The organism is Cupriavidus sp. UME77 (genome assembly GCF_014170355.1).
GTDB classification, from domain to species: domain Bacteria; phylum Pseudomonadota; class Gammaproteobacteria; order Burkholderiales; family Burkholderiaceae; genus Cupriavidus; species Cupriavidus basilensis.
Map to the genome: position 1 here is coordinate 105,900 of NZ_LZZU01000074.1, position 23,577 is coordinate 129,476.

Consider the following 23,577-nt stretch of genomic DNA (forward strand, 5'->3'; position numbering starts at 1 on the left):
ACGGCCTTGGCACATCTTCACGGCTCGCTTCGCTGCGTGTGAAGGATGGTTTGTCGGGGCCCGCGCAATCTGGTCCCGCTGTATTGGGTACGCTCCCATCGCTTCCGTCGCTGCTGGCGACAAAAAAACCACAAGATTCCTGTTTTTTCGCTTCGTGCCGGCTTGCTGGCAGATAGCCGCTCGTACTTAGCAGAAGTACGCACGTTCCGGCAAAAGGCACATCTGCGCCGCATCAGAAACCAACTTAGTGCCGCACTCCATATTTGGTATCCGCATATAATTATGCATTCACTGAATTAGGCCCTCCCGGGCCGTGCAGGCGGCATCTGCCAGCTCGTGGCAGTTCTCGATTCGCGCAGCGCTGGGTACGCGTCAAATCGGTTGATTTCAATTTTGTGGCCATGTTCCCCGATGTAGGCTGACAAACGAAGTGGTTTGTTGGCGGTTGGGCGCAACGTTGGTTGCTCATGACTACGCGCCCTGCTGCCTCCGATGTCTTCCTCCGCTCCTGCTACATCTGCTGCTCCTGCTGTCGCTACCCCTGCCCTGAGCCATCAGGCCATCATGCGCGTGATCGGCGGGATCATCCTTTGCATCTTGCTGTCCGCGCTGGACCAGACCGTGGTGATTCCGGCGGTGCCGGCCATTGCCAATGACCTGAACGGGTTTGGCCATCTGTCGTGGATCGTGACGGCCTACCTGATCACTTCCACCGTTTCCACACCCTTGTACGGCAAGTTGTCGGATACCTATGGACGGCGCCGGCTGCTGATGCTGGCGATCGCGCTGTTCATCCTGGCCTCGGTGGCGTGCGCGATGGCGGCTACGCTGGAGCAGTTGATCCTGTTCCGCGCGCTGCAAGGCATTGGCGGTGGCGGCTTGATGTCGCTGGCGCAGGCGGCGATCGCGGATGTGGTGGCGCCGCGCCAGCGTGGGCGTTACCAGGGTTACCTGGCGACCGTGTGGGCGGTGGCTTCCATCGCCGGCCCGCTGGTGGGGGGCTGGACTTCGGATCATCTGTCGTGGCGCTGGCTGTTCTGGATCAATGTGCCGCTGGGGCTGCTGGCCATGTTCATGTGCTATCGGGGATTGAGCCAGTTGCAGGTGCGTGGCGGCTCGGCGCGGGTGGACTGGGGCGGCGCTGCGCTGCTGACAGTTTCCATTGTGGCCTTCCTGCTGGCGATGAGCTGGGGTGGCGATGTCTATGACTGGATCTCGCCGGAGATCGCTGGCCTGGCGCTGCTGGCCTTGGTGGCGGTGACCGCGCTGGTCTGGCAGGAGCGCCGCGCGGGCGACCCGATGCTGCCGCCGCGGCTGTTTCGCAACCGCGCGTATGTGCTGGGCGTGGCGGCGTCCGCGATGGCTGCGCTGAATATCTTCTTGTGCATCTTCGCGCTGCCGCTGCATTTCCAGTTGGTGCGCGGTGCCGATGCGTCGGAGTCCGGCTTGCTGGTGGTGCCGTTCCTGCTATCCACGGTGGCGGGCAATTTCATCGTGGCCGGGCTGGCGCCGCGCCTGGGGCGGATGCGCGGCATCCTGACCGGCGGCTTCATCGCGGCGGCGCTGGGCTTGCTGGCGCTCGTCGTGATTTCGCCGTCCACGCCGCTGGCGCTGGTGTTGCTGGCCATGATGGTGGCCGGCGTGGGGCTGGGCATGACCATGGTCGGCACCTTGATGACGGTGCAGAACGTGCTGGAGCGGCGCGATACCGGCGCCGGTACCGGCGCGCTGCTGGTGCTGCGCTCGCTGGGCAGCGCCTTTGGCGGCGCGCTGGCCGGCACCTTGCTGACGCTGCAATTCCGCAACGCGCTGCATGCTTCCGGCGTGACGCAGGTGCTGGACCTGGGTGCGCTGCGCCACGGCAGCGAAGCGCTGGCCCATCTCTCCCCCGCGGTGCGGGACGTGCTGACGGGCGGCGTGGAGTCGGGCTTCCGGCTGATTTTTGCCGTGGGCACCGTCGCCGCGTTGCTGGCGCTGGTGATCGTGCGCCGCATGCCGGACGTGGAGTTGCGCAGCAGCGTGACCGAGCACGCGGCCACGCTGGCCATGGAGTAAGCGGAGGGCGGCTTGCGCATCCATTTCACGCCCAACGGCGTAAACTAGGGACAGACCATCTCCGGAGTTTCCTACATGCGCAGCCTTCCCGAACAGCGCTCACGCGCCCTGCAACGCATCGCCTTGTCCGGCGCGTTGGTCCTGGCCGCTGCCGCCGCTGTTGTCACCGCGCCGCGTCTTGCGCAAGCCGCCGATACCCCGGCAGCCACCGCCGCCAAGCCGGCCGGCGCCTGCCCGGCCTCGCTCAACTTCAAGTTCCCCCGCCTGCAGGACGAAGCGCCGCAAAACCTCTGCCAGTACGCCGGCAAGGTCGTGGTGGTGGTCAATACCGCCAGCTACTGCGGCTTTACCCCGCAATACGAAGGGCTGGAGGCGCTGTACGCCAAGTACCGTGAACGCGGGCTGGTGGTGCTGGGCTTCCCGTCGAACGACTTTTCGCAGGAGCCGGGCTCTTCCAAGGAGATCGCCGACTTTTGCTACAACACCTATGGCGTGAAATTCCCGATGCTGGGCAAGTCGCACGTACGCGGCAGCGATGCCAATCCCATGTACGTGCTGCTGGCCAAGCAGTCCGGCACCACGCCCAAGTGGAATTTCTACAAGTACGTGATCGACCGCAACGGCCAGGTGGTGGGCAGCTATAACAGCATGACCAAGCCCGACGACAAGCAGTTCGTGAGCAAGATCGAGCAACTGCTGGACGGCGCGCGCTAAGCCGCCAGGCTATTCTATTGCGCAGCCATCGGCACCGCACGGCTTCGCAGCATGAAGCCGTGCGCCACCAGGTTGAGCGCGGCAAAGCCGATCCCGGCCAGGCACACCCCCTGCCAGCCGCCAACCGCCCAGGCGGCGCCGCCTGCCAGTGCGCCCGTCGCGCCACCCACGAAGAAGATCCCCACGAACAAGCCGTTGAGGCGCCCGCGCGCAGCCGCGTCCAGCAGGTTGATCTCGCGCCGGCCAAAGGTCTGGTCGGCGGTGACGCCGGCGTCCAGCACCATGGCCGCCATGACCAGCAGGCCAATTGCCAGCGTCCGGTGCGCTTCGGGCGCGAAGCTGAACCAGCCACCGGCGGCGGCGCCCGCCAGCAGCAACGACGCCAGCACGCACAGCTGCGACACCACGGTGCCGAACCTGCCGTGTCCTTGATCGCCGAGACGCCCGGCCACCGGCGCGGCCACCGCGCCAGCCGCGCCGGCCAGCGCGAACAGCGCCACGCCGTGGCTGCCTAGCGCAAATGGTGGCTGTGCCAGCCGCAAGCCCACCGCGGTCCAGAACGCGCTGAAGGCCGCCATCGACAGCGCCGCGGTCAAGGCGTGCCGGCGCAGCACCGGCTGGCTGCGCAGCAGCTGCCACATCGAGGCGATCAGGCTGGCATAGCGATGGCCGCTGTCCGGCCTGCGGCTTGGCAGCCAGCGCAGCAGCACGGCTGCCAGCAAGGCGTCCAGCCCCGCCAGCACGGCGTAGCAGGCGCGCCATCCGCCCGAGCCGGCCAGCAGGCTGGCCAGCGGGCGCGACAGCAGGATGCCCAGCATCAGCCCGCTCATCACATTGCCCACCGCGCGCCCGCGCCGCGCTTGCGGCGCCATCAGCGCGGCAAGCGGCACCAGCATCTGGATGGCGCAGGAACCCACGCCGGCGGCAAATACCGCCAGGAAGAACACCACGCCCGACCACGCCATCGCCGCCAGCGCGAGCATGGCCGCGCACATCAGCAACGTGCCGGCCACCAGCCGGCGGTTCTCCAGCAGGTCGGCCAGCGGCACCAGCAACAGCAAGCCCGTGGCATAGCCAAGCTGCGGCAGCATCGCCACCAGCCCGCGCCAGGCGGGCGGCAGGCCAAGCGCGGCGCTGATGGGGCCGGTCAGGGGCTGGGCGGCGAACAGGTTGATCACCATCACGCCGACAGCGGCGGCGAAGCACAGCGTCAGCGTGCCGGTCAGCTCGGGCATGCCGGGCGCGATGCCCGGCGGCGCGGTGTTCGAGGTGGAAGCAGGGCAAGACATGTGGGCTCCTGTAGCGCCGGCGGGCAAGGTTGAGTCGCCAATGCTAGGATCGCGCTGCCTATGCGGCAATTGAAAGATCGGGATAATCTTTATGCGAGTTTGTTTGTATTGCTCACTGCTGCCCGCTCAGCCGGCCTGATCAAGAACCCAAGAACCCCCAGAACTCGCCATGAACACCCGCGACATCGAAGCCTTTATCGCCGTAGTGGAAGCCGGCTCGATGGTGCGCGCCGCCACGCGCCTGCACCTGACCCAGCCCGGCCTGACCCGCCGGGTGCAAAGCCTGGAAGCGCTGATCGGCGTGGCCTTGCTGGATCGCCAGGCCAAGCCGCTGCGCCCCACGGCCGCCGGGCAGGAAGTCTATGCGTTGGGCAAGCGCGTGCTGCACGCCACCGACGACCTGATGTCGCGCGCCGCGCGCGGCGCACAGGTGGTGGGGGAGTTGCGGCTCGGCGTGCCGCCGTTCCTGTCCGAGATGGCGCTGGACCGTCCTATCGACCGGCTGCGCGAGCAGTTCCCCAAGCTGACCGTGCGCGTGACCGCGGGCTGGTCGCCGGGTTTGCTGGAGCAGGCGCAAAGCGGCAAGGTCGATGTGGCTGCCGTGTTGCTGCCCGATGGCGTGGCGCCGCCGGCCGCGCTTACCGCGCGCGAACTGGGCCACTACACCACACTGGTGGTGGCCGCGCGCGGGCTGGCCTTCCCGCCCAAGGGCGCGAGCCTGCGGGACCTGGCGGCGCACCCTTGGGTGCTCAACCAGGATGGCTGCGGCATGCGCTCGGCGCTGCGCCACGCGCTGGACGCCGCGCACCTGCCCTTCAACGTGGCCGTGGAAGCATTCGGGGCCGAGTTGCAGCTGTCGCTGGTGGCGCGCGGCATTGGCATCGGCGCGGTCACGCCGGAGGTGCTGGCGGGCAGCGCGCACCGCGATGCGGTACAGGTCGTGCCGCTGCGGGATTTTCGCGCGGGGCTCACCGCGTGGCTGCTGCACGCGCCGCTGCCGCGCAGGCTGGGCGCGCCGCTGGAGCTGTTGTTCAACGCGCTGCACGAAAGCATTGCCGCCACGGCGGTTGCGCCGGATGGCACGGCGCCCACGGCATCGGGGCACGATTCGATCTCTTCTTGACCGGCGTCAAGTCGCCGGGGCGCCGCCATCGCTACTTTCGCCGCTTTGGGGAGAGACAGACGATGGCCATCACGCTATACGACGCCGGCGGGCATACCTGCCTGCTGTTTTCGGACCTGGTCGAGGAGGAGCACGGCGAGGTGGTGCAGACCAACCAGTTCCTGATCGTCGACGCCGGCCACGGCGCGCTGATCGATCCTGGCGGGCACATGACCTACGGCGAGTTGTACCTCGCCATCAGCCGCTACTTTCCGCCCAAGCAGCTCGATTACGTGCTGGCGTCGCACGCCGATCCGGACATCGTGGCCTCGGTCGGGCGCTGGCTGACCGCCTCCGATAGCCGCATCCTGATCTCGCGCGTCTGGGCGCGGTTCCTGCCGCATTTCTGCCAGGCGGGCAAGACGGAAGGGCGCATCGTCACCATCCCCGATGCCGGCATGCCGATCGCGCTGGGCAACTGCAAGCTGCTGGCGGTGCCGGCGCATTTCCTGCACTCGGAGGGCAACTTCCAGTTCTACGATCCCATCAGCAAGATCCTGTTCTCCGGCGACCTGGGCGCGGCCATGACCAGCGCGCGGGAAGCCGGCGCGGTGGTGAGCGATTTTGCCGCGCATACCCATGCCATGCTGCCCTTCCACCAGCGCTACATGAGCGGCAACCGCGCCTGCCGGCTGTGGGCCAACATGGCGCGCGGGCTGGATATCGAGTGGATCGTGCCGCAGCACGGCCCGTCGTTTCGCGGCAAGGCAATGGTGGCGCAGTTCATCGACTGGGTCTCCACGCTGGAGTGCGGGCTGGACCTGCTCAGCCAGGACAACTACAGGCTGCCGCCCGTCACCACGACGGCAGCCTGAGGCCCGGCACCGGTTGCGCGATCAATCGCGCGCCAGCCCTTCGGCCACCAGCGCCTCGTGCACCTTCGGCCGCGCGGCCACGCGCGACAGGTAGGCCTGCAGCGCGGGGTAAGGGTTGAGCGGCATGCTCAGGAGATTGGCCCAGTTAGCGACGGCGAAGCAGTAGGCGTCGGCCACGGTGAACTGCGTGCCGCACAGGTAGTCGCGCGTGGCCAGGTGCCGGTCCAGCTCGGCGAAGCGCAGCGCCACCTTGGCCTTGCAATCCTCGCGCGTGCTCTGCGCGGTTTCCTTGTGCCACAGCCACGGGCTGAAGACCTTGTGCAGCTCGGTGGAGACCAGCGTCAGCCAGCCCACCGCTTCCAGGCGCGCCTGGGTGCCGGCCGCCGGCAGCAGCGCCTTGCCCGGGGCAAGGTCCGCCACGTATTGCAGCAGCGATGCGGCTTCGGTGTGGCGCGAGCCATCGTCCAGTTGCAGCATCGGCACGTAGCCGCGCGGGCTCACCGTGTAGAAGTCGTCGCTGCCGTTTTCCGGCTCGCTCAGCTTGTGCCTGGCCAGGTCGACCTTGGCGAGCGAAAACGGCAGGCCGGCTTCGCGCAGTGCAATATGGACGGCCAGGGAGCAAGCGCCAGGGGAGTAGTAGAGCTTCATCGGGTGGTCCTCGCTGTTTTGGGTTCGGGTTCGGGTTCGGTTTTTCAGGGTTTGCCGCCACGCCTTGTGGTGGCAGTGCAGGCAGTCTAGGATTGCGAAAGCGCAATCACAATGCGCGCTGGCGCAAGTCATGACTGCAAATCTGCAATGAACATACCCTACCAACTTTCCTCTCCCGATCTCGACGTGGTGCTGGCACTGGTGCGCGGCGCCACGCTGGCCGAAGCCGGGCGCCGGCTCGGGCTTGATGCCTCCACCGTGTTCCGCGCGCTGCAGCGCATCGAGAAAGGGCTGGGGCGGCGCTTGTTCGAGCGCAGCCGCGCGGGTTACCTGCCGACCGAGCTCGCCCAGCAGTTCGCACAACATGCCGAACGCATCGAGGCCGAACTGGAGGCGGCGCGCGCGCATGCCTCGGTGTCGGCAGGCACGGTGTCGGGCCTGGTGCGCATCACCACCACCGATACCGTGCTGCATGGCATGGTGCTGCCGGCACTGGCGCCGCTCGGGCGCCGGCATCCCGGGCTAAGCTTCGAGCTGATCGCCACCAACGAGCTGGTCAGCCTGACCCGGCGCGACGCCGACATCGCCGTGCGCGCCACGCGCCATCCGCCCGATCACCTGATCGGCAAGTGCCTCGGCCCCTTGCGCGTGGCGGTGTTCGCGGCGCGGGAGCTGGTGGAGGCGGCCGGCATCGCGATTCCCGGGCACGGCGGCGCCGTCGACCTTGCCGCGCTGTCCACGCTGCCCTGGATCGCGCCGGACGAGGCCATGCCCGATCACCCGTCGGTGCGTTGGCGCCGCAAGCACCTGCCGCGCGTGGCGCCGCAGTACCGCGTCAACAGCATCGCCGGCGTGCTGGAAGGCGTCGAGGCGGGGCTCGGCGCCGGCATTGTTTCGCTGATGATCGGGCGGCGCAGCGGCAAGCTGGTGGCGCTCACCGGCACGCTGGACGAGTGCGACACCGACCTGTGGCTGCTGACGCATCCGGAGTCCCGGCATCTGCGGCGCATCGCCACCGTGGTCAGCCACCTCGCGGAGCATGTCAGGCTGGATGCGTAGGGCGGTGAGAACGTGCGCTCACGGTGCCGCCAGCGCGGCGGGAATGGCGCTGGCCAGAAAGTCGTAGACCGCGCGGATGCGCGCGCTGCCGCGGATTTCCCGGTGCACGGTGAGCCAGACCGGCAGCGGCGGAATGGACAACTCGGGCAGCACCGTGCGCACGCGCGCATCGCCGGCGGCGATATAGCGCGCTGCAAAGCCCACGCCGAGGCCGGCGCGGATCGACTGCCACAGCACGATGTCGTCATCGCTACGCACTGCAAACGCCTCGCGCGTGATCTCCACGCCCATGGCGCGAAAGCCGCGCAGGATCGTGTCGTCGTGGTCATAGCCGATCAGGTCGAAGCGCGGCAGGTCCTGCGCCGTGCGCGGCACGCCCTTGCGCCGCAGGTAGTCCTCGTGGGCGCAGGCGCATAGCGCCACGGACGCCACCTTGCGCGCGATCAGCGATGCCTGCACCGGCCGCACCATGCGGATGGCGATATCCGCCTCGCGCCGCAGCAGGTTGCTGACGGCATTGGACGACACCACTTCGATGGCGAGTTGCGGCTCGCGCAGGCGCAGGTCCGTCAGCAGCGGCGGCAGCAGGTAGCTGGCCACCGCGCGGCTCGCGGAGATGCGCACCGTCCCCGCAATGCCCGCTTGGTCGCGTGTGAGCGCGCGCGCGACCGCGTCCGCGCCCTGCTGCATCACGCGCGCATGTCCGGCGATGGCGCGCGCAGCCTCTGTTGGCTGCAGGCCGTGGCCGGTGCGCTCGAACAGCGGCACGCCGAGCTGCGCCTCCAGCTGCGCCACGTGGCGCCCCAGCGTGGGCTGGCTGCTGGAAAGCTGGCGCGCCGCGCCCAGCAGGCTGCCGGCCTCCATCACGGCCAGGAAGGAGCGCATCAGCGCCCAGTCGAATGCTTCGGCCATTTTCTCCATCACTCCTTGCCCGGCGCTCCTTGCCCGGTGCCATATTCAAAAATGAATTCGTGAATTGCATCTTCATGCAATTGTGGCGTAGCGAGGGATTGCCCACAATGGTCTTCAGGCGATGCCGCAAGGAGAACGCAATGCTGGAGAAAGTCATGCTGGAGAACGCGATGCAGGAGAACAAGGTGCGCGACACCGTATTGATACTCGGCGCCAACGGCCGGCTTGGCCGCGCCCTGGTGGATGCCTTTGCCGCGGCCGGCTGGACGGTGCTGGCGCAGGCACGCCGGCCGCTGGCGGGCACGGTGGCGCACAACGTGCGCGGCCTGGCTATCGACGTGGCCGACACCGCGCAATTGCTCGCCGCCGCGCGCGGCGCCAGCGTGGTGGCGAACGCGCTCAACCCGGTCTATACCGAATGGGAGCAGCACGCCGAAGCACTGGCGCGCTGTGGCATGGAGGTGGCGCAGGCGCTGGACGCCCTGCTGCTCTATCCCGGCAACGTCTACAACTTCGGCGAGTCGATGCCGCCGCTGCTGCGCCCCGATACCGCAGAGCGGCCCAGCGCGCGCAAGGGCGAGATCCGCCGCGCCATCGAGGCCGGTCTGCGCGAGCGTGCGCCCGGGCTGCGCAGCGTGATCCTGCGCGCGGGCGATTTCTTCGGCGGCCCGGGGCGCGGCGCATGGATGGACCTGGCGATCGCCAAGTCGCTCGATCAAGGCAAGGTGGTCTATCCCGGCCCGCGCGACCGCGCGCATGCCTGGGCCTACCTGCCCGACCTGGCGCAGGCCTTTGTTGCGGTGGCACGCCGCCACGCGGATCTGCGCGGCCATGCCGTGCTGCATTTCGCGGGGCATACGCTAACGGGCGATGAACTGGTGAGCGCGCTGGCCGAAGCCAGCGGCATGGCGCACGCACCGCGCGTGGGCGGCATGCCATGGTGGCTGATCCGCGCAGGCGGCGCGGTGGTGCCCATGTGGCGCGAGCTGGCCGAGATGGCTTACTTGTGGAAGGTACCGCACGCGCTCGATGGCACGGCGCTGCAAGCCCTGGTGGGCGATCTGCCGCGCACGCCGCTCAAGCAAGCGCTGCGCGCAAGCCTGGGCGAACTGGGTTTGCGGGTGGCGGCCTGAGTGCGTCGCCCGGCGGCGCAATTTAGTCCAGCATCGCCGCCAGCGTCGGCGGCAACCCGCGATTCGGCTTGTGCGGCGGGCGCGCGTAGCTGCCTTGCGTCGCGCCAGTGGGCGCCAGCGCAATCAAGCTCTCGCAATGCCGGATCGCGCTGGACACGCCATCCACCACCGGCACCGGAATCCGGTCCTTGAGCGTACGTGCCAGCCCGGCCAGCGGCGCGCCGGCCACGATGATCACGTCCGCGCCATCCTCGCGCACCGCTTTCAGGCTCAGCTCCTCCAGCCGCGCCGCATGATCCTCCTGCACGCTGCCGATATCGCGTAGCGGCTGCTGCAGCGAACGCACGCTGGCCAGCCGCGAGGTCAGCCCGTTAGCCGCCACGCACTCGCGGTACCAGGCCTCGATCCGATGCGAAATCGCAATGATGGAAAAACGCTGCCCAAGCAGGCAGGCGCTGGCCAGCGCCGCCTCTGTCATCCCCACCACCGGCACATTGAACAGTTCCTTCAACCCCGCCAGCCCAGGATCGCCAAACGCAGCCACCACCAGGCCATCGAACTGCCCCTGATGCTCCGCCGCCACGCAAGCCGTAGCGTAGCCCCCCACCAGCGCCTCGAAACGCGTCTCGATATAAGCCACGCCAAACTGCGCCGTCGCCATCGTCAGCGCAGTCCCCGGCGAAGCCGTACGCAAAGCCTCCGCGCGAATCAGCTCGGTAACGCTCTCGGAAATATTAGGATTAACAACAAGAATACGCATGATCACGTCCGGAAAAAATGCCACGCCAACAGGCCATCAGGGGCCGCCCACCACGCGATGCGAAGCGAGCCGTAAAGGTGTACCAGGCCGTATGGGGCGCCTCGTCGGCAGGCAAAAAGAGCGGAAAAGAGGGGGCCATGTCTGAGCATCGCCTTAAGGCGATGTGAGTTTGGCCCCCGGCCGCTCTTTTTGGCTGACGACGAGGGGGTGTCGCCCCATCCGGCGCGCCTTCTTTGCCTACTTTCTTGGCAAGACAAGAAAGTAGGTCGCCGCCCCGCAGGGGTGGTGAAACTGCAGTTGACTTTGAGCCTTTGAAGCTGACTTTGAAGTTAAGCCGTGGAAGTCGAAACTAAAACCATCAATCCTCAAACCAACGACGGCGCCCCCGCCGGCAAGAACCTCCCCCGCCCTGGCGCCGGCTCCAGATACCTCCCATCCTCCACCAGCAGCTCGCCCCGCGAGAAGCAATGCACCGGCCACCCGGTCACTTCAATCCCCTCATAAGGCGTGTAATCCACCGCATGATGCAAATCGCTATTAGCAATCCGCACCTTCCGCGAAGGATCCCACAACGCAATATCGGCATCCGCGCCAACAGCGATGGTTCCCTTGCGCGGATACAAGCCATACAGCCGTGCCGGCCGGTAGGAAGTCAGTTCAACAAACTGATGCAGCGAAAGCTTGCCCTTCTCAATCCCATCAAACAACAGCGGCAGCCGCGTCTCGATGCCGGGCACGCCGTTGGGAATGTGGTCAAACGGCTGCGCCGTGCCGCCCAGCTTCTTGCCCTGCGGATCGTCATAGTTGAACGGCGCGTGGTCCGAGGAAAACACGCTGAACACGCCATTGGTCAGCGCACGCCAGACGGCTGCCTGATTCTCCGGATCGCGCGGCGGCGGGCTGCACACGCACTTGGCGCCTTCATAGCCATCATCGCCAGGCAAGCCCATATCCTCGGCAGTCAGGTACAGGTACTGCGGGCAGGTCTCGGCCAGGATCGGCAGCCCCCTGCCCTGTGCCCAGCGAATCTGCTCGATCGCCTCCTTGCCGGAAACATGCACGATCAGGATCGGCACGTCGACCAGCTCGGCAAAGGTGATCGCGCGGTGCGTGGCTTCGCGTTCCACCAGCGCAGGCCGGGCCATGCCGTGGAAACGCGGCGAGATGCGCCCTTCCCCGACCAGCTTTTCAGTGAGCCACGAGATGCAATCCGCGTTCTCGGCATGCACCATCACCAGCGCATCGTTGCGCTTGGCCACGTCGAGCACGTCCAGCATCTCGCGGTCGGACAGCTTCAGGTCGTCGTAGGTCATGTAGACCTTGAACGAGGTGTAGCCCTTGCGAATCAGCTCGGGCAATTCATTCTGCAAGACTTCCGGCGTGGGGTCCGCCACGATCAGGTGGAAGCCGTAATCCGCCACCGCGCGGCCTTCGGCGCGGCGATGGTAGTCCGCCACCGCGGCCTTGAGCGAGCCGCCCTTTTCCTGCGCCGCGAACGGGATCACCGTGGTGGTGCCACCGCACACGGCAGCGCGCGTGCCGGTGAAAAAATCATCCGCCATGCGCATGCCGTCGGGCATGGGCTGGTCCAGGTGGACGTGGCCATCCACGCCACCCGGCAGCGCCAGCAGGCCGGTGGCATCCATCTCGCGCGCGGCGCGCGGCAGGTCGTGGCCCAGCATGGCGATGCGGCCGTCGCGCACGCCGATGTCGCAGGTGAAGCGGTCAGAGGCGGTGACTACTTCAGCATTGCGGATGACAAGATCAAGTTCGGTGTTCATGCGCCCTGCTCCTTCATTCCACTTCGGCAAACAAGCGGCCCCAGCCGCGCAGCGCGCGCGTGTCCACGCCGGCCAGGCGCAGCGATTTCCACACTACGGTGGAGATGGTGTCGTAGACGGGGATGCCGGTCTCGGCTTCCAGGGCTTGCACCAGGTGCGCCGCGCGCAGGTTGGTGCAGAAGGTGGTGATGGCCGCCGGCTTGTGCTGCGCCACTTCGCGCACCATGCGGCGGATGGTGTCTTCTTCCACTTCGGCGAAGCTGTAGTTCACATGCAGGTCGAGGTGGCGCTCGGCCGTGCAGTTAAAGCCGTTGCGCTTGTAGTTCTGCACGATGCGTTGCTGCACATCGTCGAGATAGGGCGTGACCAGGCCGAAGTCGACCGCGCCGGTTTTTTCCAGGATTTCGTTCAGCGCCAGCACCGAGGTGGTGGCGGGAATGCCGGTTGCCTCGGTGATCTGGCGGCACAGCGCCTGGTCTTTCTCGAAGCCGAGCCAGCCGGAGGAGGTGCCGTTCCACGCGATCACATCCACGCGTGCGTCGGCCAGCAACTTGGCCGCGCCGATGATCTTGTCGAGGTCGAACTGGCCAAGTGCCTGGTCGCGCAGCGAGATCTCGGTGACGGTGAAGCGCGAGAAATGCGCGCTGACATTGGGCAGGCCGCTCACCATGGCGCTGGTGATGGGTTCCAGCGCGGTATTGGACGACGGCGTGAGCATGCCGAGGAGGGTGCGTTTGGTCATGGGGTAATGCTCTTTAGGAGATGCCGCGCCGCTGCCGGCATGTGCCGGCGCGGCGCGTGCGACTGTATGGCTAGCTGTGGAGGTCGCGCTGCGCTCAGACCGGCAGCTTTTTCTCGTAGTCGATCGCGGTCGAGGAGATCAGCAGCCCCACGCCGGCGGCGGCAAAGAACATCAGCGCCAGGAAGTACGAGCCGGTGAACTGCACGATCATGCCGACGATGATGGGCACGGTGATGCCGCCGATATTGCCGCCCAGGTTCATGATGCCGCCCAGCACGCCCACCTTGTTGCGGGTGCCGAGGATGGACGGGATGCACCAGTACAGGCCGCACCAGCGCAGGAAGAACAGCGTGGAGGAGAGCAGGGCCACCACCACCACCGGATCCTTCACGTACGCCACCGAGAAGATCGATACGGTAGCCACCACGGCGGCGATGCCGAACAGGGTGCGCATCACCAGGTTGGGCGCGCCGCCCGCGGCCTTCCACTTGTCGGCGATCCAGCCGCCGATGAGTTCACCGATAAAGCCGGAGAAGAAGATGATGAAGCTGGCGCCGCCCATCTGCTTGATGTCGAAGCCGTGCACCTTGTTCAGGTAGTTGGGCATCCACGTCAGCAGGCCGTAGAAGACGCTGTTGAAGCACATCCAGCCGGTCGCCATGCACCACACGGAGCGGTACTTGAGGAAGTCGAGCGAGCGGCCCGACAGGTTGGCCGGCTCGGCGCGGTGCTCGCTGGCTTGCGCGGCTTCGATGTAGCTCGCTTCCAGCTCATTGACGCCACGGTGCTCGCGCGGCGAGTTGCGCACGTAGTACCACGCCAGCATGCCGGCCAGCACGGTGCCCACGCCAGCGACCACGAAGGCCAGGCGCCAGGAACCCAGCGCCGTGATCAGCCAGGTAATGATGATGGCGCCGAGCGCCGCGCCTAGCGGCGCGCCGCCGTCCAGCAGGGTGGCGCCGCGGCCGCGTTCGTTCTGCGTCATCCAGATCGCATTAAGCTTGCCGCCGGCCGGGTAGATCGGCGCCTCGGCCGCGCCCAGCCCGAGCCGGGTCAGCAACAGCGCGCCGGCACTGGTGCACACGGCCGCCAGGGCCTGGAACGCGCCCCAGAAGACGGTGGCGGTGGCGATCACGATGCGCGGCTTGTACTTGTCCGCCAGCATGCCGCCGGGAATCTGCATGACCGCATAGGTCCAGAAGAAAGAACTGAGGATCAGGCCCTGCATGGTAGGGCTGAGATCGAACTCCTTGGCGATCAGCGGCATCGCGACCGAGAGCGAGGCCCGGTCGATGTAGTTGATGGCGATGAGGAACAACATCATCAGGAAAATCTTCCAGCGCACGGAGCTCTTCGTCTCCGTTAGCGCTGCAGCCCGGCTTGTCGTTTGCATGACGCTTGTCTCCTTTGGGGGAATGTTAGGCGGTTTGTGTTGTGTGTCGCGCAACTGGGACGGAGTATAGGATACGTAATCTGTAATTACAACTCTCGTAAGTCGTTGATTTTATTGTTATGCGAACGCACAATTTTGGGATGTGTTAGCCTTCTTGTGGTGCATGTTCCCCATCTCGGTGATGTCTGTGACTCAAACGCTTCCTAAATCCACCCGCCTGCGCACCCTCGGCATGTCGGCCGAAATCGCCGCGCGGCTGCGTACCATGATCGAGGAGGGCGAGCTGCCCCCCGGCGCGCGCATCGACGAGCGCGCCTTCTGCGAGATGTTCGACGTCTCCAAGACGCCGCTGCGCGAGGCGCTCAAGGTGCTGGTGTCCGAAGGCCTGGTGTTGCATCGGCAGTACATCGGCTACCGCGTGGCCCCGCTCGATCTCGATGAACTGCGCTCGACCTTCGAGACGCTGCACGGGCTGGAGGCCACCGCCGGCGAACTCGCGGCGGCGCGCCTGTCCGAGGTGGCCATGGCGCGGCTGGAGCGCAAGCACCAGACCATGCTGGAGGCTCACGCCGCCGGGCGGCGCACCGAGTACTTCCGCACCAACCAGGAAATCCACCAGCTGATCATCGACGGCGCGGCCAACCCCGTGCTGGCCGGCATCTACGCCATGCTGATGAGCAAGGTCCACCGCGCGCGCGGCGCCGCCAATGCGGATATGCTGCGCTGGCAGGAGTCGCACGCGGAACACGAGGCCATCATGGCCGCGCTGCGCGAACCGGGCCGGCCGCGGCTGGCGCAGGTGCTGCGCCAGCATTCCGAGAACACTGCAAAAGAAGTCCTGACCGTGGTCGCGCGGACCCTTTCCGAGCCCGCCGGCCACATCGCCACCGAAGCCAAGGGGAAACGATGAAACTAGTACGTGTGGGTAAGCCGGGCGCGGAACGCCCGGGTCTGATCGATGCTGAAGGCCGCGTGCGCGACCTGTCCGGCGTGCTGGACGGCCTCGGGCCGCAGGCGTTGTCGGCCGAAGCGCTGGCGCGCCTGGCCAAGCTGGACCCGGCCACGCTGCCGGTGGTGCAGGCCGAGCGCTTCGGCGTGCCCTGGACCGGCATCGGAAAGATCGTGGCGATCGGCCTGAACTACGCCGACCACGCCGCCGAGGCGGGCATGGCGCTGCCGGCCGAGCCCATCGTCTTCCTGAAGGCCAACAGCGCGCTCAACGGGCCCAATGACCCGGTGATGCTGCCGCGCGGCTCCGAGAAGACCGACTGGGAAGTGGAGCTCGGCGTGGTGATCGGCAAAGTGGCACGCGACGTCTCGCTCGCCGATGCGCTCTCGCACGTGGCCGGCTACTGCGTGGTGAACGACGTCTCCGAGCGCGAATTCCAGATCGAGCGCGGCGGCACCTGGGACAAGGGTAAGGGTTGCGACACCTTCTGCCCGGTCGGCCCCTGGCTGGTCACGCGCGACGAAGTGCCCGACCCGCAGGCGCTGGGCCTGTGGCTGGATGTCAACGGCCAGCGCGTGCAGAAGGGCAGCACCGCCACCATGGTGTTCGACGTGGCCACGCTGGTGAGCTACGTCAGCCGCTTCATGACGCTGCACCCCGGCGACCTGATCTGCACCGGCACGCCGCCGGGTGTGGGCATGGGCTTCAAGCCGCCGCGCTTCCTCAAGGCGGGCGACACCATGCGCCTGGGCATCGACGGCCTGGGCGAGCAGGGCCAGACGGTGGTGGCCTACGCGTAGGGCGGGCCAAAACCGCGCGCCATGACGCCGGCTGTCTCTCCCTCTCCCCTCATGGGGAGAGGGCCGGGGAGAGGGGTGGCTTAGCTAGGAGCCACGCAAAGCGAAGCCCATGGTGTTTTCCAGCACGACGGCGTAACGAGCGCCCGCCCTCTCCCCCAGCCCCTCTCCCGCATGCGGGAGAGGGGAGCACCACAACGCGGAGCCAGCGTCGTGCCTGGCCCTGGTTGTGTCGCTAGTTGTGTCGCAAATAGTGTCACTTGTACCGCTATCGACACCTGCCCCCACGGCCGCAAATCTCCCCATGATCCCGACGAACGCGAGAACGTTCCCCGTTCGCAACAGTTGTTACGCTGATTTCGCTACAAAGGGTTAAACCGTTTGCGCTCTGCGCCCAGCGTGAAATACTGTTTTCTATACGCCCTACGCCTCGCAAAGGGGCATCGAGAAAAAGAGTACTGCCATGTCAGAACACGCCCCCGAACTGATCGAGTCACTTCTCGCCGACTCGCATGCGACCCGACCCGCCGCCTCCGCTACCTCCACTTCCCGCGCTTCCCGATTCTGTGAACTGGCCGACACCGTCGACAGCCGCGCCGAGCTGGAAGCCATTCGCCACAGCATCCACCAGCATCCCGAGCTCGCCTTCGACGAAGTGCGCACCGCCGAACTGGTCGCCACCCAGCTCGAAGGCTGGGGCTACGCGGTGACGCGCAGCGTTGGCGGCACCGGCGTGGTCGGCACGCTGCGCCAGGGCGACAGTCCGCGCAGCGTCGGCGTGCGCGCCGATATGGACGCGCTGCCCATTCATGAGCGCACCGGCCTGGCGTACGCCAGCATCCACGCCGGCAAGATGCACGCCTGCGGCCACGACGGCCACACCACCGTGCTGCTCGGCGCGGCGCGCCAGCTGGCCCGCACACGCAACTTCAACGGCACCGTCAACCTGATCTTCCAGCCCGCCGAGGAAATCGGCGCCGGCGGCGGCGCCGAGCGCATGCTCGCCGACGGCCTGTTCGAGCGCTTTCCCTGCGACGCGATCTTCGGCCTGCACAACCATCCCGGCGTGGAAGCCGGCACCTTCATGTTCCGCGCCGGCCCCTTCATGGCGGCCTGCGATACGGTCGCCATCACCATCCGCGGCAAGGGCGGCCACGCGGCCCGCCCGCACCAGTCGATCGACCCGATCCTGGTCGCCGGCAGCCTTGTGATGGCGCTGCAGAGCATTGTGTCGCGCAATATCGACCCGAACGAAACCGCCGTGGTCACCATCGGCACGTTGCATGCCGGGCATGTGCCCAATGTGATCCCCGAGAGCGCCAAGCTAGAGTTGAGCGTGCGGTCGTTCAGCCCCGATGTGCGGCGCACGCTGGAGGATCGTATCCGGCGGCTGGTGACCTCGCATGTGGAGGGCTATGGCGCTACGGTGGAGATCGATTACATCCGGGGCTACCCGGTGCTGATCAACAGTGAGCGCGAGACCGAGTTCGCCCGCCAGGTGGCTGAGGAACTGGTGGGACCCGACAAGGTGGTGGCGAATTTCCCGCTGATCGCCGGGAGCGAGGATTTTGCTTACTTCCTGCAGCAACGGCCGGGGTGTTTTGTGCGGATGGGGAACGGGGCGGGGCAGCCTTTGCTGCATAACGCTGGGTATGACTTTAATGATGAGAATTTGACGGTTGGGGCGGCTTATTGGGCTAGGTTGGTGGAGAGGTATTTGGAGATTTGAAAGGGGGGTGACCAGTTGGCTTTTGCTGTGTTGGCTGGTGGTTTTTTTAGCGGCGTTGGTTTTTGCACCCAAGGTGCCGTACGACGGGTTGGTCGTTGCTTATTTCATCGGCGTTGGTTTTTGCACCCAAGGGCCATACGACATCCCCCTGCGGGGGCTGCCGGTCACTTTTCTTTGACCGGCAAAGAAAACTAACGAAAAGAAAGCCGCCCTGCCGGGGGCAGAGCAATCAGGCTGTTTTTGCCTCGGTGGTTGCGTCGTACGGCCCGGAGTGTTGGCTAGCGAATCCTACCGGCCCCAAGGACATCATTTCTGCATGACCTATGGGTTACGTCGTGCAGCCCCTGACCTCGCTTGCGGTGACCATTCACACATCTGCCGTTCGCGCGGCGAAGTGCTGCACCGTTTCGGGTGTGGCTGGTTTCGTGGTTTTGTCTCGGAGGACGAGCGCGGTGATGTCCGAACGTGTGTGTGAGCGCGGCCCTCGCGCACGGGCCACGGTGCCCACCACGAAACCAGGGGAGTTGAGAGTAAGGCACCGCTCGCGCCGGTACGGCAGGGCATCAAATGGCCGGGCGCCCGCCGCCAGAGACAAAACCACGAAACCACCAAGGCAGGCAGGATCGTGGCGCTGCGCACCGCGAACGGCAGATGCCCGAACGCGCACCGAGCAAAGCGATCAGGGGCACCACCACGTGACCATTGGGTCATGCTATAGAGATGACCTACAAGCCGGTTGGACACGCCAGCCAACACTCCGGGCCGTACGACGCAACCACCGCCCCACATAAGCCCGATTGCTCTGCTCCCGGCAGGGCGGCTTTCTTTTCGTTAGTTTTCTTTGCCGGTCAAAGAAAAGTGACCGGCAGCCCCCGCAGGGGGATGTCGTATGGCCCTTGGGTGCAAAAACCAACGCCGATGAAATAAGCAACGACCAACCCGTCGTACGGCACCTTGGGTGCAAAAGCCAACGCCGTATCAATCAAATCCGAAGCTTGGACAAGAGCCAACAGTCCCCCCCTTGACCCCCCAAAAATTCACCGAAAAAACCCACTAGGCGGCACCCCAAACTGCCTCCTGAACATAGTAGAAAACGCACTAGGACTCTCATACCCCAGATCCAACGCCACATCCACCACCTTAGCCCCGGCGGCCAGCCCCTCCAACGCGGACAGCAACCGAGCCTGCTGCCGCCACTGCCCAAACGTCATCCCGGTCTCCCGAGCAAAGCGCCGCTGGATGGTCTTGGGATCCACTCCCAGCCGCTCTCCCCATTGCGCCAAAGTCAGCGCTGTATCCGGCGCCCCGACAATCGCATCGCAAATCTCCCGCAATCCCGCATCGGCAGGACGCGGCAAGTGCAACGGCAACGTCGGCACCAGCATGACTTCGTCCAGCAACAACCGCATTAGCCGCCCGTTCCGGGACGCTTCCGCGTAGGGCGAAGGGATATCGATCGCGGCGAGGATAAGTTCGCGCAGCAGTGGCGTGATGCCCAGCACGGTGCAACGGGTGGGCAGGTTGTCAGCGGCGTCCGGCCGGATATAGGCGGTGCGCATGCGCACGTGCCCGACCATGCGGATCCAGTGCAGCATGCCTCCAGGCATCCACATGCCGCGCGTGGGGGGCACGATCCATTGCCCTTCGGCGGTGGCGACCACCATCACGCCATGCACCGCGTGCACCAGTTGCGCATTGGGGTGCTGGTGTGGCTTGGTAACGTGGCCGGGCACGTAGTCGGCGGCCATGGCGGTGACCGGCATGGCGCTGCGGTCGTACCGCAGGTAGTCGGGCGACTTGGAGTAGGTGTCGGCGCGGGGGGAGGCGGGTGTCGTGGGCGCGGCGCTTTCGGCGCTTTCGGCTTTTTCGGCGCTTCGCTGTGTGATCGGGCGGGGGAGGCGCGGCATGTCCTTTTCTCCAAGGTTCTGGCCCTATTCTCGCAGGACAGACTGAATCGTGCCATTTAGGATGAGCGCCAGGATTCCCCCATTGCCTTTTCAGCCCCGTTTCCATCATGAGCAGCCGCATCGAAACCGCGCCCGGCGGCGCGAATGCCTCGCCACAAGGCGTGGCCCAGACTTCCACTACCGCGCAGGCCACCGAACGGACCGGCTTCCGGGTGCTGGGGGCGATCAGTTTTTCGCACTTCCTCAACGACATGATCCAGTCGCTGATCCTGGCCATCTATCCGATGCTCAAGGGCGGCTTCAACCTCAGCTTTACCCAGATCGGGCTGCTGACCCTGACGTACCAGATCACCGCCTCGCTGCTGCAGCCGGTGGTGGGCCTGTACACCGACAAGCATCCCAAGCCGCAGTCGCTGTTGATCGGCATGGGGTTCACGCTGTGCGGCTTGCTGCTGCTGTCGGTGGCGCCGACCTATGGCGTGCTGCTGGTGGCCGCCGCGCTGGTGGGCACCGGGTCGTCGATCTTCCATCCGGAGTCGTCGCGCGTGGCGCGCATGGCGTCGGGCGGGCAGCACGGGCTGGCACAGTCGATCTTCCAGGTTGGCGGCAACGCGGGCAGCGCGACCGGGCCGCTGCTGGCGGCGTGGATCGTGCATCAGCAGAGCAGCGTGGCGTGGTTCTCGCTGGCGGCGTTGCTGGCGATTGCCGTGCTGTGGCAGATCGGCGGCTGGTATGGCCGCGAACTGGCGCATACCACGCGCAAGCGCAAGGCTGTTGCCGCCGCCGCGCCGCTGCCGCGCCGCACCGTGGTGCGGGCCATGGTGGTGCTGATGGCGCTGGTGTTCTCCAAGTATTTCTACATGGCGAGCTTGAACACGTATTACACCTTCTACCTGATGGAGCGCTTTGGCCTGTCGCGGCAGAGCTCGCAGCTCTACCTGTTCGTGTTCCTGTTCGCGGTGGCGGCCGGCACCATCCTGGGCGGCCCGATCGGTGACCGCATCGGCCGCAAGCGCGTGATCTGGGCGTCGATCCTGGGCGTGGCGCCGTTCACGCTGATGCTGCCGCATGCCAACCTGTTCTGGACTGGCGTGCTGTCGTTCATCATCGGCTTTATCCTGGCCTCGGCGTTCTCGGCCATCCTGGTGTTCGCGCAGGAGCTGATCCCGGGCAAGGTGGGCATGGTGTCGGGCTTGTTCTTCGGCTTTGCGTTCGGCATGGGCGGCATTGGCGCCGCGGTGCTGGGCAAGCTGGCCGATGCGCACGGCATCCAATCGGTCTACCAGCTGTGCGCCTTCCTGCCGTTGCTGGGGCTGCTGGCCATTTTCCTGCCAGACCTGGGCGGGCGAAAAAAGCTGGCCTGAGCCCGCGCCTGAGCCTGCGCGCGGCGGCCCGTGGCGATATCGGTGTTCACGTCGCAGGAGCGCTCATACAGGTTGCGGTCGACCACGTCGATCATGTTCAGCGCCATGTCGGCCAGGGGCTGGCCCTGGTGGCCGTGCATCTGCCGGATCATGGTGTCACCGACCTGGGTGAGCTCGGCGATGGAGCCGCCCAGCTCCGTGGTGAGCTCGCCGGTGATGCGAAGATGCGCTCGGAGACCTGCTTGACCTGTTCTGCGTCGCTCCTGTCGTTCTCCATAGGCGAGAAGCGTGCCAGCCCGGCATCAGGCCGGCACGCGCTACAGGCTGGGCGAGCCGATCAGCGGCCGGTCTTGTCCTGCGACACGTCCATGATCATGCGCGTGAGCAGGTACAGGCGCGGCGTGACCGAGTTGAGGTCGACGTATTCCGCATCGTTGGAGTGCGCGCCAAAGCCGCGCAGGCCGAAGCGCTCGATCACGGGCGCCTTGGTGGCGGCCGCGGCAAAGGCCGCATCGGTGCCGCCGCCTTCGGCGGTGTCGTACACGGCCAGCTTCTCGCCGATCTCCGCATACACGCCTTGCGCGTGCGCTGCCAGCTTGCGCGCGGCGTCGGTGACTTCCAGCGGCGGCCGGCGACGCTCGAACTTGACCTCGACCTTGGTATCGGGAATCAGCTGCTTCTTAATGCGTTCCTGCAGCGTGCGCTCCAGGTTGTCGTAGTCGGCGGTGCGCAGCACGCGCACGTCGGCCTGGGCCGTGGCGGTGGCCGGGATCACGTTGCGGTTGGTGCCGGCCGAGGAGATCGTCCAGTTCACCTTGAGCCCGGTCTCCTGGTTGGACAGGTCGCGCATCTGCAGGATCTGGTGCGAGAGTTCATACAGCGCGTTGCGGCCATTCTCGGGCGAGCTGCCGGCGTGCGAAGCCTTGCCGTGCACAGTCAGCGAGATGGCGCCGATGCCGCTGGTGGCCAGCGACAGGCGGTCGCCGGTCACGCGCGTGGCTTCGCAGGAGAACACCGCGTCTTGCTGGCTGCCCATCTTGGTCAGCATGGCGCGCGCGCCCGGCGAGCTGATTTCCTCGTCGCCGTTGATCAGCACGGTCAGCGTGCCGTAGTCCTTGAAGCCCATTTTCTGCAGGATGGCCACCGTATGCAGGATCACCGCCACGCCGTTCTTGTCGTCGGCGATGCCCAGGCCGTAGGCGCGCTCGCCGTCGATGCGAAACGGCTGCTGCGCCAGCATGCCGCGCAGGTAGACCGTATCCATATGGCCGATCAGCATGATGTTGCGCTTGCCCGTGCCCTTGAACTGCGCCATCACCATCTTGCCCACTTGCTTGGGCGTGTCGTCCATGCGGTAGACCTCGGTAGGCTCGATCAGCTGCGCGTCGCCGCCCATCGCGGCCAGGCGGTCGCGGATCAGCGTGGCGATGCGGTCCAGCCCTTCGATGTCCTTGCTGCCGGACTCGATCGAGACCAGGTCCTTGAGGGTGGCGATCAGCGCCGGCTTTTCTTGCTGGGACAGCTGGTAGGCGGGTTCCACCGGCGCCGCTTGCGCGGCAGCGGCGCAGAGCAGGGCGGCGAGCGCGGCCGCCGCTTTCAAGGACGGACGGCGGCGGTGGGCAAGCGCGTTGGCGCGCGGGCTAAGGTTCAAGCGCATGTGGCGGGGGCTCCGTGATGCAGTGAGGAAAAACGCAATGGGGGAAACAGAGAAAAGGCAGGACGGATTGCAGGGTTCGTGCCAGGCGTGGCGCATGCGTTGCTGCGATGCGCCTCGCCTGCCGCGTCATTCGCCGGCCGCCTCGAAGCCCTGCAGCCAGCGCCGCAACAGGCTTGCCAGCTGCTGGCGCTCCGTGGCCGAGAGCCGCTCCAGCAAGCGATGCTCATTGGCCACGTGCACTTCCAGCGCGTGGTCGATGCGCACGCGGCCCGGCTGGGTCAGCTCGATCAGCAGCCCGCGCCGGTCATCCGGGTTGGGGCTGCGGCGCACCAGCCCGGCGCGCTCCAGATGGTCGATCCGGTTGGTCATGGTGCCCGAGGTGATCATCAGCGAATCGATCAGCGCGCCCGGCGACAGCGCATATGGCGGGCCGGAGCGGCGCAGCGTGGCCAGCACGTCGAACTCCCAGGTGTTCAGGCCGGTCGGCGCCAGCGCGGACTCCACCGCGCGGTCGGTGTGGCGCGCCAGGCGCCAGACCCGGCCGATGATGCCCATCGGCGCGGCGTCCAGGTCCGGGCGCTCGCGCGCCCACTGGGCCAGGATATGGTCGACGCGATCGCCCCCGTCTTGGGGGGCCTCGTCGTTGCCGGCTTTCGGGGAGGGCGCCGTCGCGCTGCTTGGCTTGGGTTTGCCGCGGGTGGCCATGGTGGG

21 protein-coding genes are annotated in these 23,577 nt (G+C 66.5%); 11 read left to right on the forward strand and 10 right to left on the reverse strand.

The genetic code is table 11. The annotated features are described in order from the left end of the window. Window positions 1-564: 564 nt before the first annotated feature. Window positions 565-2,055: an MDR family MFS transporter gene (locus A9975_RS29460; RefSeq protein ID WP_183035823.1), complete on the forward strand. Its 1,491-nt coding sequence runs from the start codon at window positions 565-567 to the stop codon at window positions 2,053-2,055. Between the two features lie 75 nt (window positions 2,056-2,130). Further along, window positions 2,131-2,769 (forward strand): glutathione peroxidase, encoded by a 639-nt coding sequence (locus A9975_RS29465; protein ID WP_183035824.1) that lies wholly within the window; start codon window positions 2,131-2,133, stop codon window positions 2,767-2,769. 14 nt (window positions 2,770-2,783) lie between these two features. On the opposite strand, the gene A9975_RS29470 is transcribed toward A9975_RS29465, so the two are convergent. Then, window positions 2,784-4,058, reverse strand: a complete 1,275-nt coding sequence (locus A9975_RS29470; RefSeq protein ID WP_183035825.1) for an MFS transporter — start codon at window positions 4,056-4,058, stop codon at window positions 2,784-2,786. A 169-nt stretch (window positions 4,059-4,227) separates the two neighbouring features. Here A9975_RS29470 and A9975_RS29475 point away from each other — a divergent pair, with 169 nt between their 5' ends. Together A9975_RS29475 and A9975_RS29480 are read left to right on the forward strand one after the other, a co-directional pair. Then, on the forward strand, window positions 4,228-5,181 hold the full coding sequence (locus tag A9975_RS29475; protein WP_183035826.1) for a LysR family transcriptional regulator: 954 nt from the start codon (window positions 4,228-4,230) through the stop codon (window positions 5,179-5,181). Window positions 5,182-5,243: 62 nt separating this feature from the next. Continuing rightward, on the forward strand, window positions 5,244-6,035 hold the full coding sequence (locus tag A9975_RS29480; RefSeq protein ID WP_183035827.1) for an MBL fold metallo-hydrolase: 792 nt from the start codon (window positions 5,244-5,246) through the stop codon (window positions 6,033-6,035). Between the two features lie 21 nt (window positions 6,036-6,056). On the opposite strand, the gene gstA is transcribed toward A9975_RS29480, so the two are convergent. Then, on the reverse strand, window positions 6,057-6,683 hold the full coding sequence (gene gstA, locus A9975_RS29485; RefSeq protein ID WP_150985417.1) for a glutathione transferase GstA: 627 nt from the start codon (window positions 6,681-6,683) through the stop codon (window positions 6,057-6,059). Window positions 6,684-6,830: 147 nt separating this feature from the next. On the opposite strand from gstA, the gene A9975_RS29490 reads away from it, so the two are divergent. Further along, the gene (locus A9975_RS29490) at window positions 6,831-7,742 is read left to right on the forward strand and encodes a LysR family transcriptional regulator (RefSeq protein WP_183035828.1); all 912 of its coding nucleotides are present in this window, start codon (window positions 6,831-6,833) and stop codon (window positions 7,740-7,742) included. Window positions 7,743-7,760: 18 nt separating this feature from the next. Here A9975_RS29490 and A9975_RS29495 read toward each other — a convergent pair whose 3' ends face one another. Beyond that, entirely contained in the window at window positions 7,761-8,654 is an 894-nt protein-coding gene (locus A9975_RS29495) for a LysR family transcriptional regulator (protein WP_183035829.1), read from the reverse strand. 140 nt (window positions 8,655-8,794) lie between these two features. Here A9975_RS29495 and A9975_RS29500 point away from each other — a divergent pair, with 140 nt between their 5' ends. Continuing rightward, a complete protein-coding gene (locus A9975_RS29500) occupies window positions 8,795-9,787 on the forward strand; it encodes an NAD-dependent epimerase/dehydratase family protein (RefSeq protein ID WP_255503940.1) in 993 nt (330 codons plus the stop codon). A 22-nt stretch (window positions 9,788-9,809) separates the two neighbouring features. On the opposite strand, the gene A9975_RS29505 is transcribed toward A9975_RS29500, so the two are convergent. From A9975_RS29505 to A9975_RS29520, 4 genes are all read right to left on the reverse strand, one after another. Next, window positions 9,810-10,547 carry an aspartate/glutamate racemase family protein gene (locus A9975_RS29505; RefSeq protein ID WP_183035830.1) on the reverse strand — a complete coding sequence of 246 codons (738 nt, stop codon included), beginning with the start codon at window positions 10,545-10,547 and terminating at the stop codon, window positions 9,810-9,812. Window positions 10,548-10,912: 365 nt separating this feature from the next. Next, window positions 10,913-12,328 carry a dihydropyrimidinase gene (gene hydA / locus A9975_RS29510; protein ID WP_183035831.1) on the reverse strand — a complete coding sequence of 472 codons (1,416 nt, stop codon included), beginning with the start codon at window positions 12,326-12,328 and terminating at the stop codon, window positions 10,913-10,915. 13 nt (window positions 12,329-12,341) lie between these two features. Continuing rightward, on the reverse strand, window positions 12,342-13,070 hold the full coding sequence (locus A9975_RS29515; protein ID WP_183035832.1) for an aspartate/glutamate racemase family protein: 729 nt from the start codon (window positions 13,068-13,070) through the stop codon (window positions 12,342-12,344). Between the two features lie 94 nt (window positions 13,071-13,164). Next, window positions 13,165-14,463 (reverse strand): MFS transporter, encoded by a 1,299-nt coding sequence (locus tag A9975_RS29520; RefSeq protein ID WP_183035833.1) that lies wholly within the window; start codon window positions 14,461-14,463, stop codon window positions 13,165-13,167. A 181-nt stretch (window positions 14,464-14,644) separates the two neighbouring features. On the opposite strand from A9975_RS29520, the gene A9975_RS29525 reads away from it, so the two are divergent. The 4 genes from A9975_RS29525 (at window position 14,645) to A9975_RS29540 (ending at window position 18,116) form a co-directional block, all read left to right on the forward strand. Further along, the gene (locus A9975_RS29525) at window positions 14,645-15,373 is read left to right on the forward strand and encodes a GntR family transcriptional regulator (RefSeq protein ID WP_183035834.1); all 729 of its coding nucleotides are present in this window, start codon (window positions 14,645-14,647) and stop codon (window positions 15,371-15,373) included. Then, entirely contained in the window at window positions 15,370-16,212 is an 843-nt protein-coding gene (locus A9975_RS29530; RefSeq protein WP_150985426.1) for a fumarylacetoacetate hydrolase family protein, read from the forward strand. Before A9975_RS29525 ends, A9975_RS29530 begins: the two co-directional genes overlap by 4 nt. Window positions 16,213-16,672: 460 nt before the next feature. Beyond that, window positions 16,673-17,938 carry a M20 aminoacylase family protein gene (locus A9975_RS29535; protein WP_183035835.1) on the forward strand — a complete coding sequence of 422 codons (1,266 nt, stop codon included), beginning with the start codon at window positions 16,673-16,675 and terminating at the stop codon, window positions 17,936-17,938. Window positions 17,939-17,945: 7 nt separating this feature from the next. Then, a complete protein-coding gene (locus A9975_RS29540) occupies window positions 17,946-18,116 on the forward strand; it encodes a hypothetical protein (RefSeq protein ID WP_183035836.1) in 171 nt (56 codons plus the stop codon). An 859-nt stretch (window positions 18,117-18,975) separates the two neighbouring features. On the opposite strand, the gene A9975_RS29545 is transcribed toward A9975_RS29540, so the two are convergent. Next, window positions 18,976-19,845 (reverse strand): helix-turn-helix domain-containing protein, encoded by an 870-nt coding sequence (locus A9975_RS29545; protein ID WP_183035837.1) that lies wholly within the window; start codon window positions 19,843-19,845, stop codon window positions 18,976-18,978. A gap of 107 nt (window positions 19,846-19,952) precedes the next feature. Here A9975_RS29545 and A9975_RS29550 point away from each other — a divergent pair, with 107 nt between their 5' ends. Beyond that, window positions 19,953-21,209: an MFS transporter gene (locus A9975_RS29550; RefSeq protein WP_183035838.1), complete on the forward strand. Its 1,257-nt coding sequence runs from the start codon at window positions 19,953-19,955 to the stop codon at window positions 21,207-21,209. 337 nt (window positions 21,210-21,546) lie between these two features. On the opposite strand, the gene A9975_RS29555 is transcribed toward A9975_RS29550, so the two are convergent. Continuing rightward, a complete protein-coding gene (locus tag A9975_RS29555; protein WP_183035839.1) occupies window positions 21,547-22,866 on the reverse strand; it encodes a M20/M25/M40 family metallo-hydrolase in 1,320 nt (439 codons plus the stop codon). Between the two features lie 126 nt (window positions 22,867-22,992). After that, a complete protein-coding gene (locus A9975_RS29560; protein WP_255503945.1) occupies window positions 22,993-23,571 on the reverse strand; it encodes a MarR family winged helix-turn-helix transcriptional regulator in 579 nt (192 codons plus the stop codon). Between the last annotated feature and the right edge of the window lie 6 nt (window positions 23,572-23,577).

Excerpts from the sequence above, each read along its gene's own strand:
- A9975_RS29460 (WP_183035823.1), top strand. The coding sequence starts at position 565 with ATGCGCGTGATCGGCGGGATCATCCTTTGCATCTTGCTGTCCGCGCTG.
- A9975_RS29465 (WP_183035824.1), top strand. The coding sequence starts at position 2,131 with ATGCGCAGCCTTCCCGAACAGCGCTCACGCGCCCTGCAACGCATCGCC.
- A9975_RS29470 (WP_183035825.1), bottom strand. The coding sequence starts at position 4,058 with ATGTCTTGCCCTGCTTCCACCTCGAACACCGCGCCGCCGGGCATCGCG.
- A9975_RS29475 (WP_183035826.1), top strand. The coding sequence starts at position 4,228 with ATGAACACCCGCGACATCGAAGCCTTTATCGCCGTAGTGGAAGCCGGC.
- A9975_RS29480 (WP_183035827.1), top strand. The coding sequence starts at position 5,244 with ATGGCCATCACGCTATACGACGCCGGCGGGCATACCTGCCTGCTGTTT.
- gstA (WP_150985417.1), bottom strand. The coding sequence starts at position 6,683 with ATGAAGCTCTACTACTCCCCTGGCGCTTGCTCCCTGGCCGTCCATATT.
- A9975_RS29490 (WP_183035828.1), top strand. The coding sequence starts at position 6,831 with ATGAACATACCCTACCAACTTTCCTCTCCCGATCTCGACGTGGTGCTG.
- A9975_RS29495 (WP_183035829.1), bottom strand. The coding sequence starts at position 8,654 with ATGGCCGAAGCATTCGACTGGGCGCTGATGCGCTCCTTCCTGGCCGTG.
- A9975_RS29500 (WP_255503940.1), top strand. The coding sequence starts at position 8,795 with ATGCTGGAGAAAGTCATGCTGGAGAACGCGATGCAGGAGAACAAGGTG.
- A9975_RS29505 (WP_183035830.1), bottom strand. The coding sequence starts at position 10,547 with ATGCGTATTCTTGTTGTTAATCCTAATATTTCCGAGAGCGTTACCGAG.
- hydA (WP_183035831.1), bottom strand. The coding sequence starts at position 12,328 with ATGAACACCGAACTTGATCTTGTCATCCGCAATGCTGAAGTAGTCACC.
- A9975_RS29515 (WP_183035832.1), bottom strand. The coding sequence starts at position 13,070 with ATGACCAAACGCACCCTCCTCGGCATGCTCACGCCGTCGTCCAATACC.
- A9975_RS29520 (WP_183035833.1), bottom strand. The coding sequence starts at position 14,463 with ATGCAAACGACAAGCCGGGCTGCAGCGCTAACGGAGACGAAGAGCTCC.
- A9975_RS29525 (WP_183035834.1), top strand. The coding sequence starts at position 14,645 with ATGTCTGTGACTCAAACGCTTCCTAAATCCACCCGCCTGCGCACCCTC.
- A9975_RS29530 (WP_150985426.1), top strand. The coding sequence starts at position 15,370 with ATGAAACTAGTACGTGTGGGTAAGCCGGGCGCGGAACGCCCGGGTCTG.
- A9975_RS29535 (WP_183035835.1), top strand. The coding sequence starts at position 16,673 with ATGTCAGAACACGCCCCCGAACTGATCGAGTCACTTCTCGCCGACTCG.
- A9975_RS29545 (WP_183035837.1), bottom strand. The coding sequence starts at position 19,845 with ATGCCGCGCCTCCCCCGCCCGATCACACAGCGAAGCGCCGAAAAAGCC.
- A9975_RS29550 (WP_183035838.1), top strand. The coding sequence starts at position 19,953 with ATGAGCAGCCGCATCGAAACCGCGCCCGGCGGCGCGAATGCCTCGCCA.
- A9975_RS29555 (WP_183035839.1), bottom strand. The coding sequence starts at position 22,866 with ATGCGCTTGAACCTTAGCCCGCGCGCCAACGCGCTTGCCCACCGCCGC.
- A9975_RS29560 (WP_255503945.1), bottom strand. The coding sequence starts at position 23,571 with ATGGCCACCCGCGGCAAACCCAAGCCAAGCAGCGCGACGGCGCCCTCC.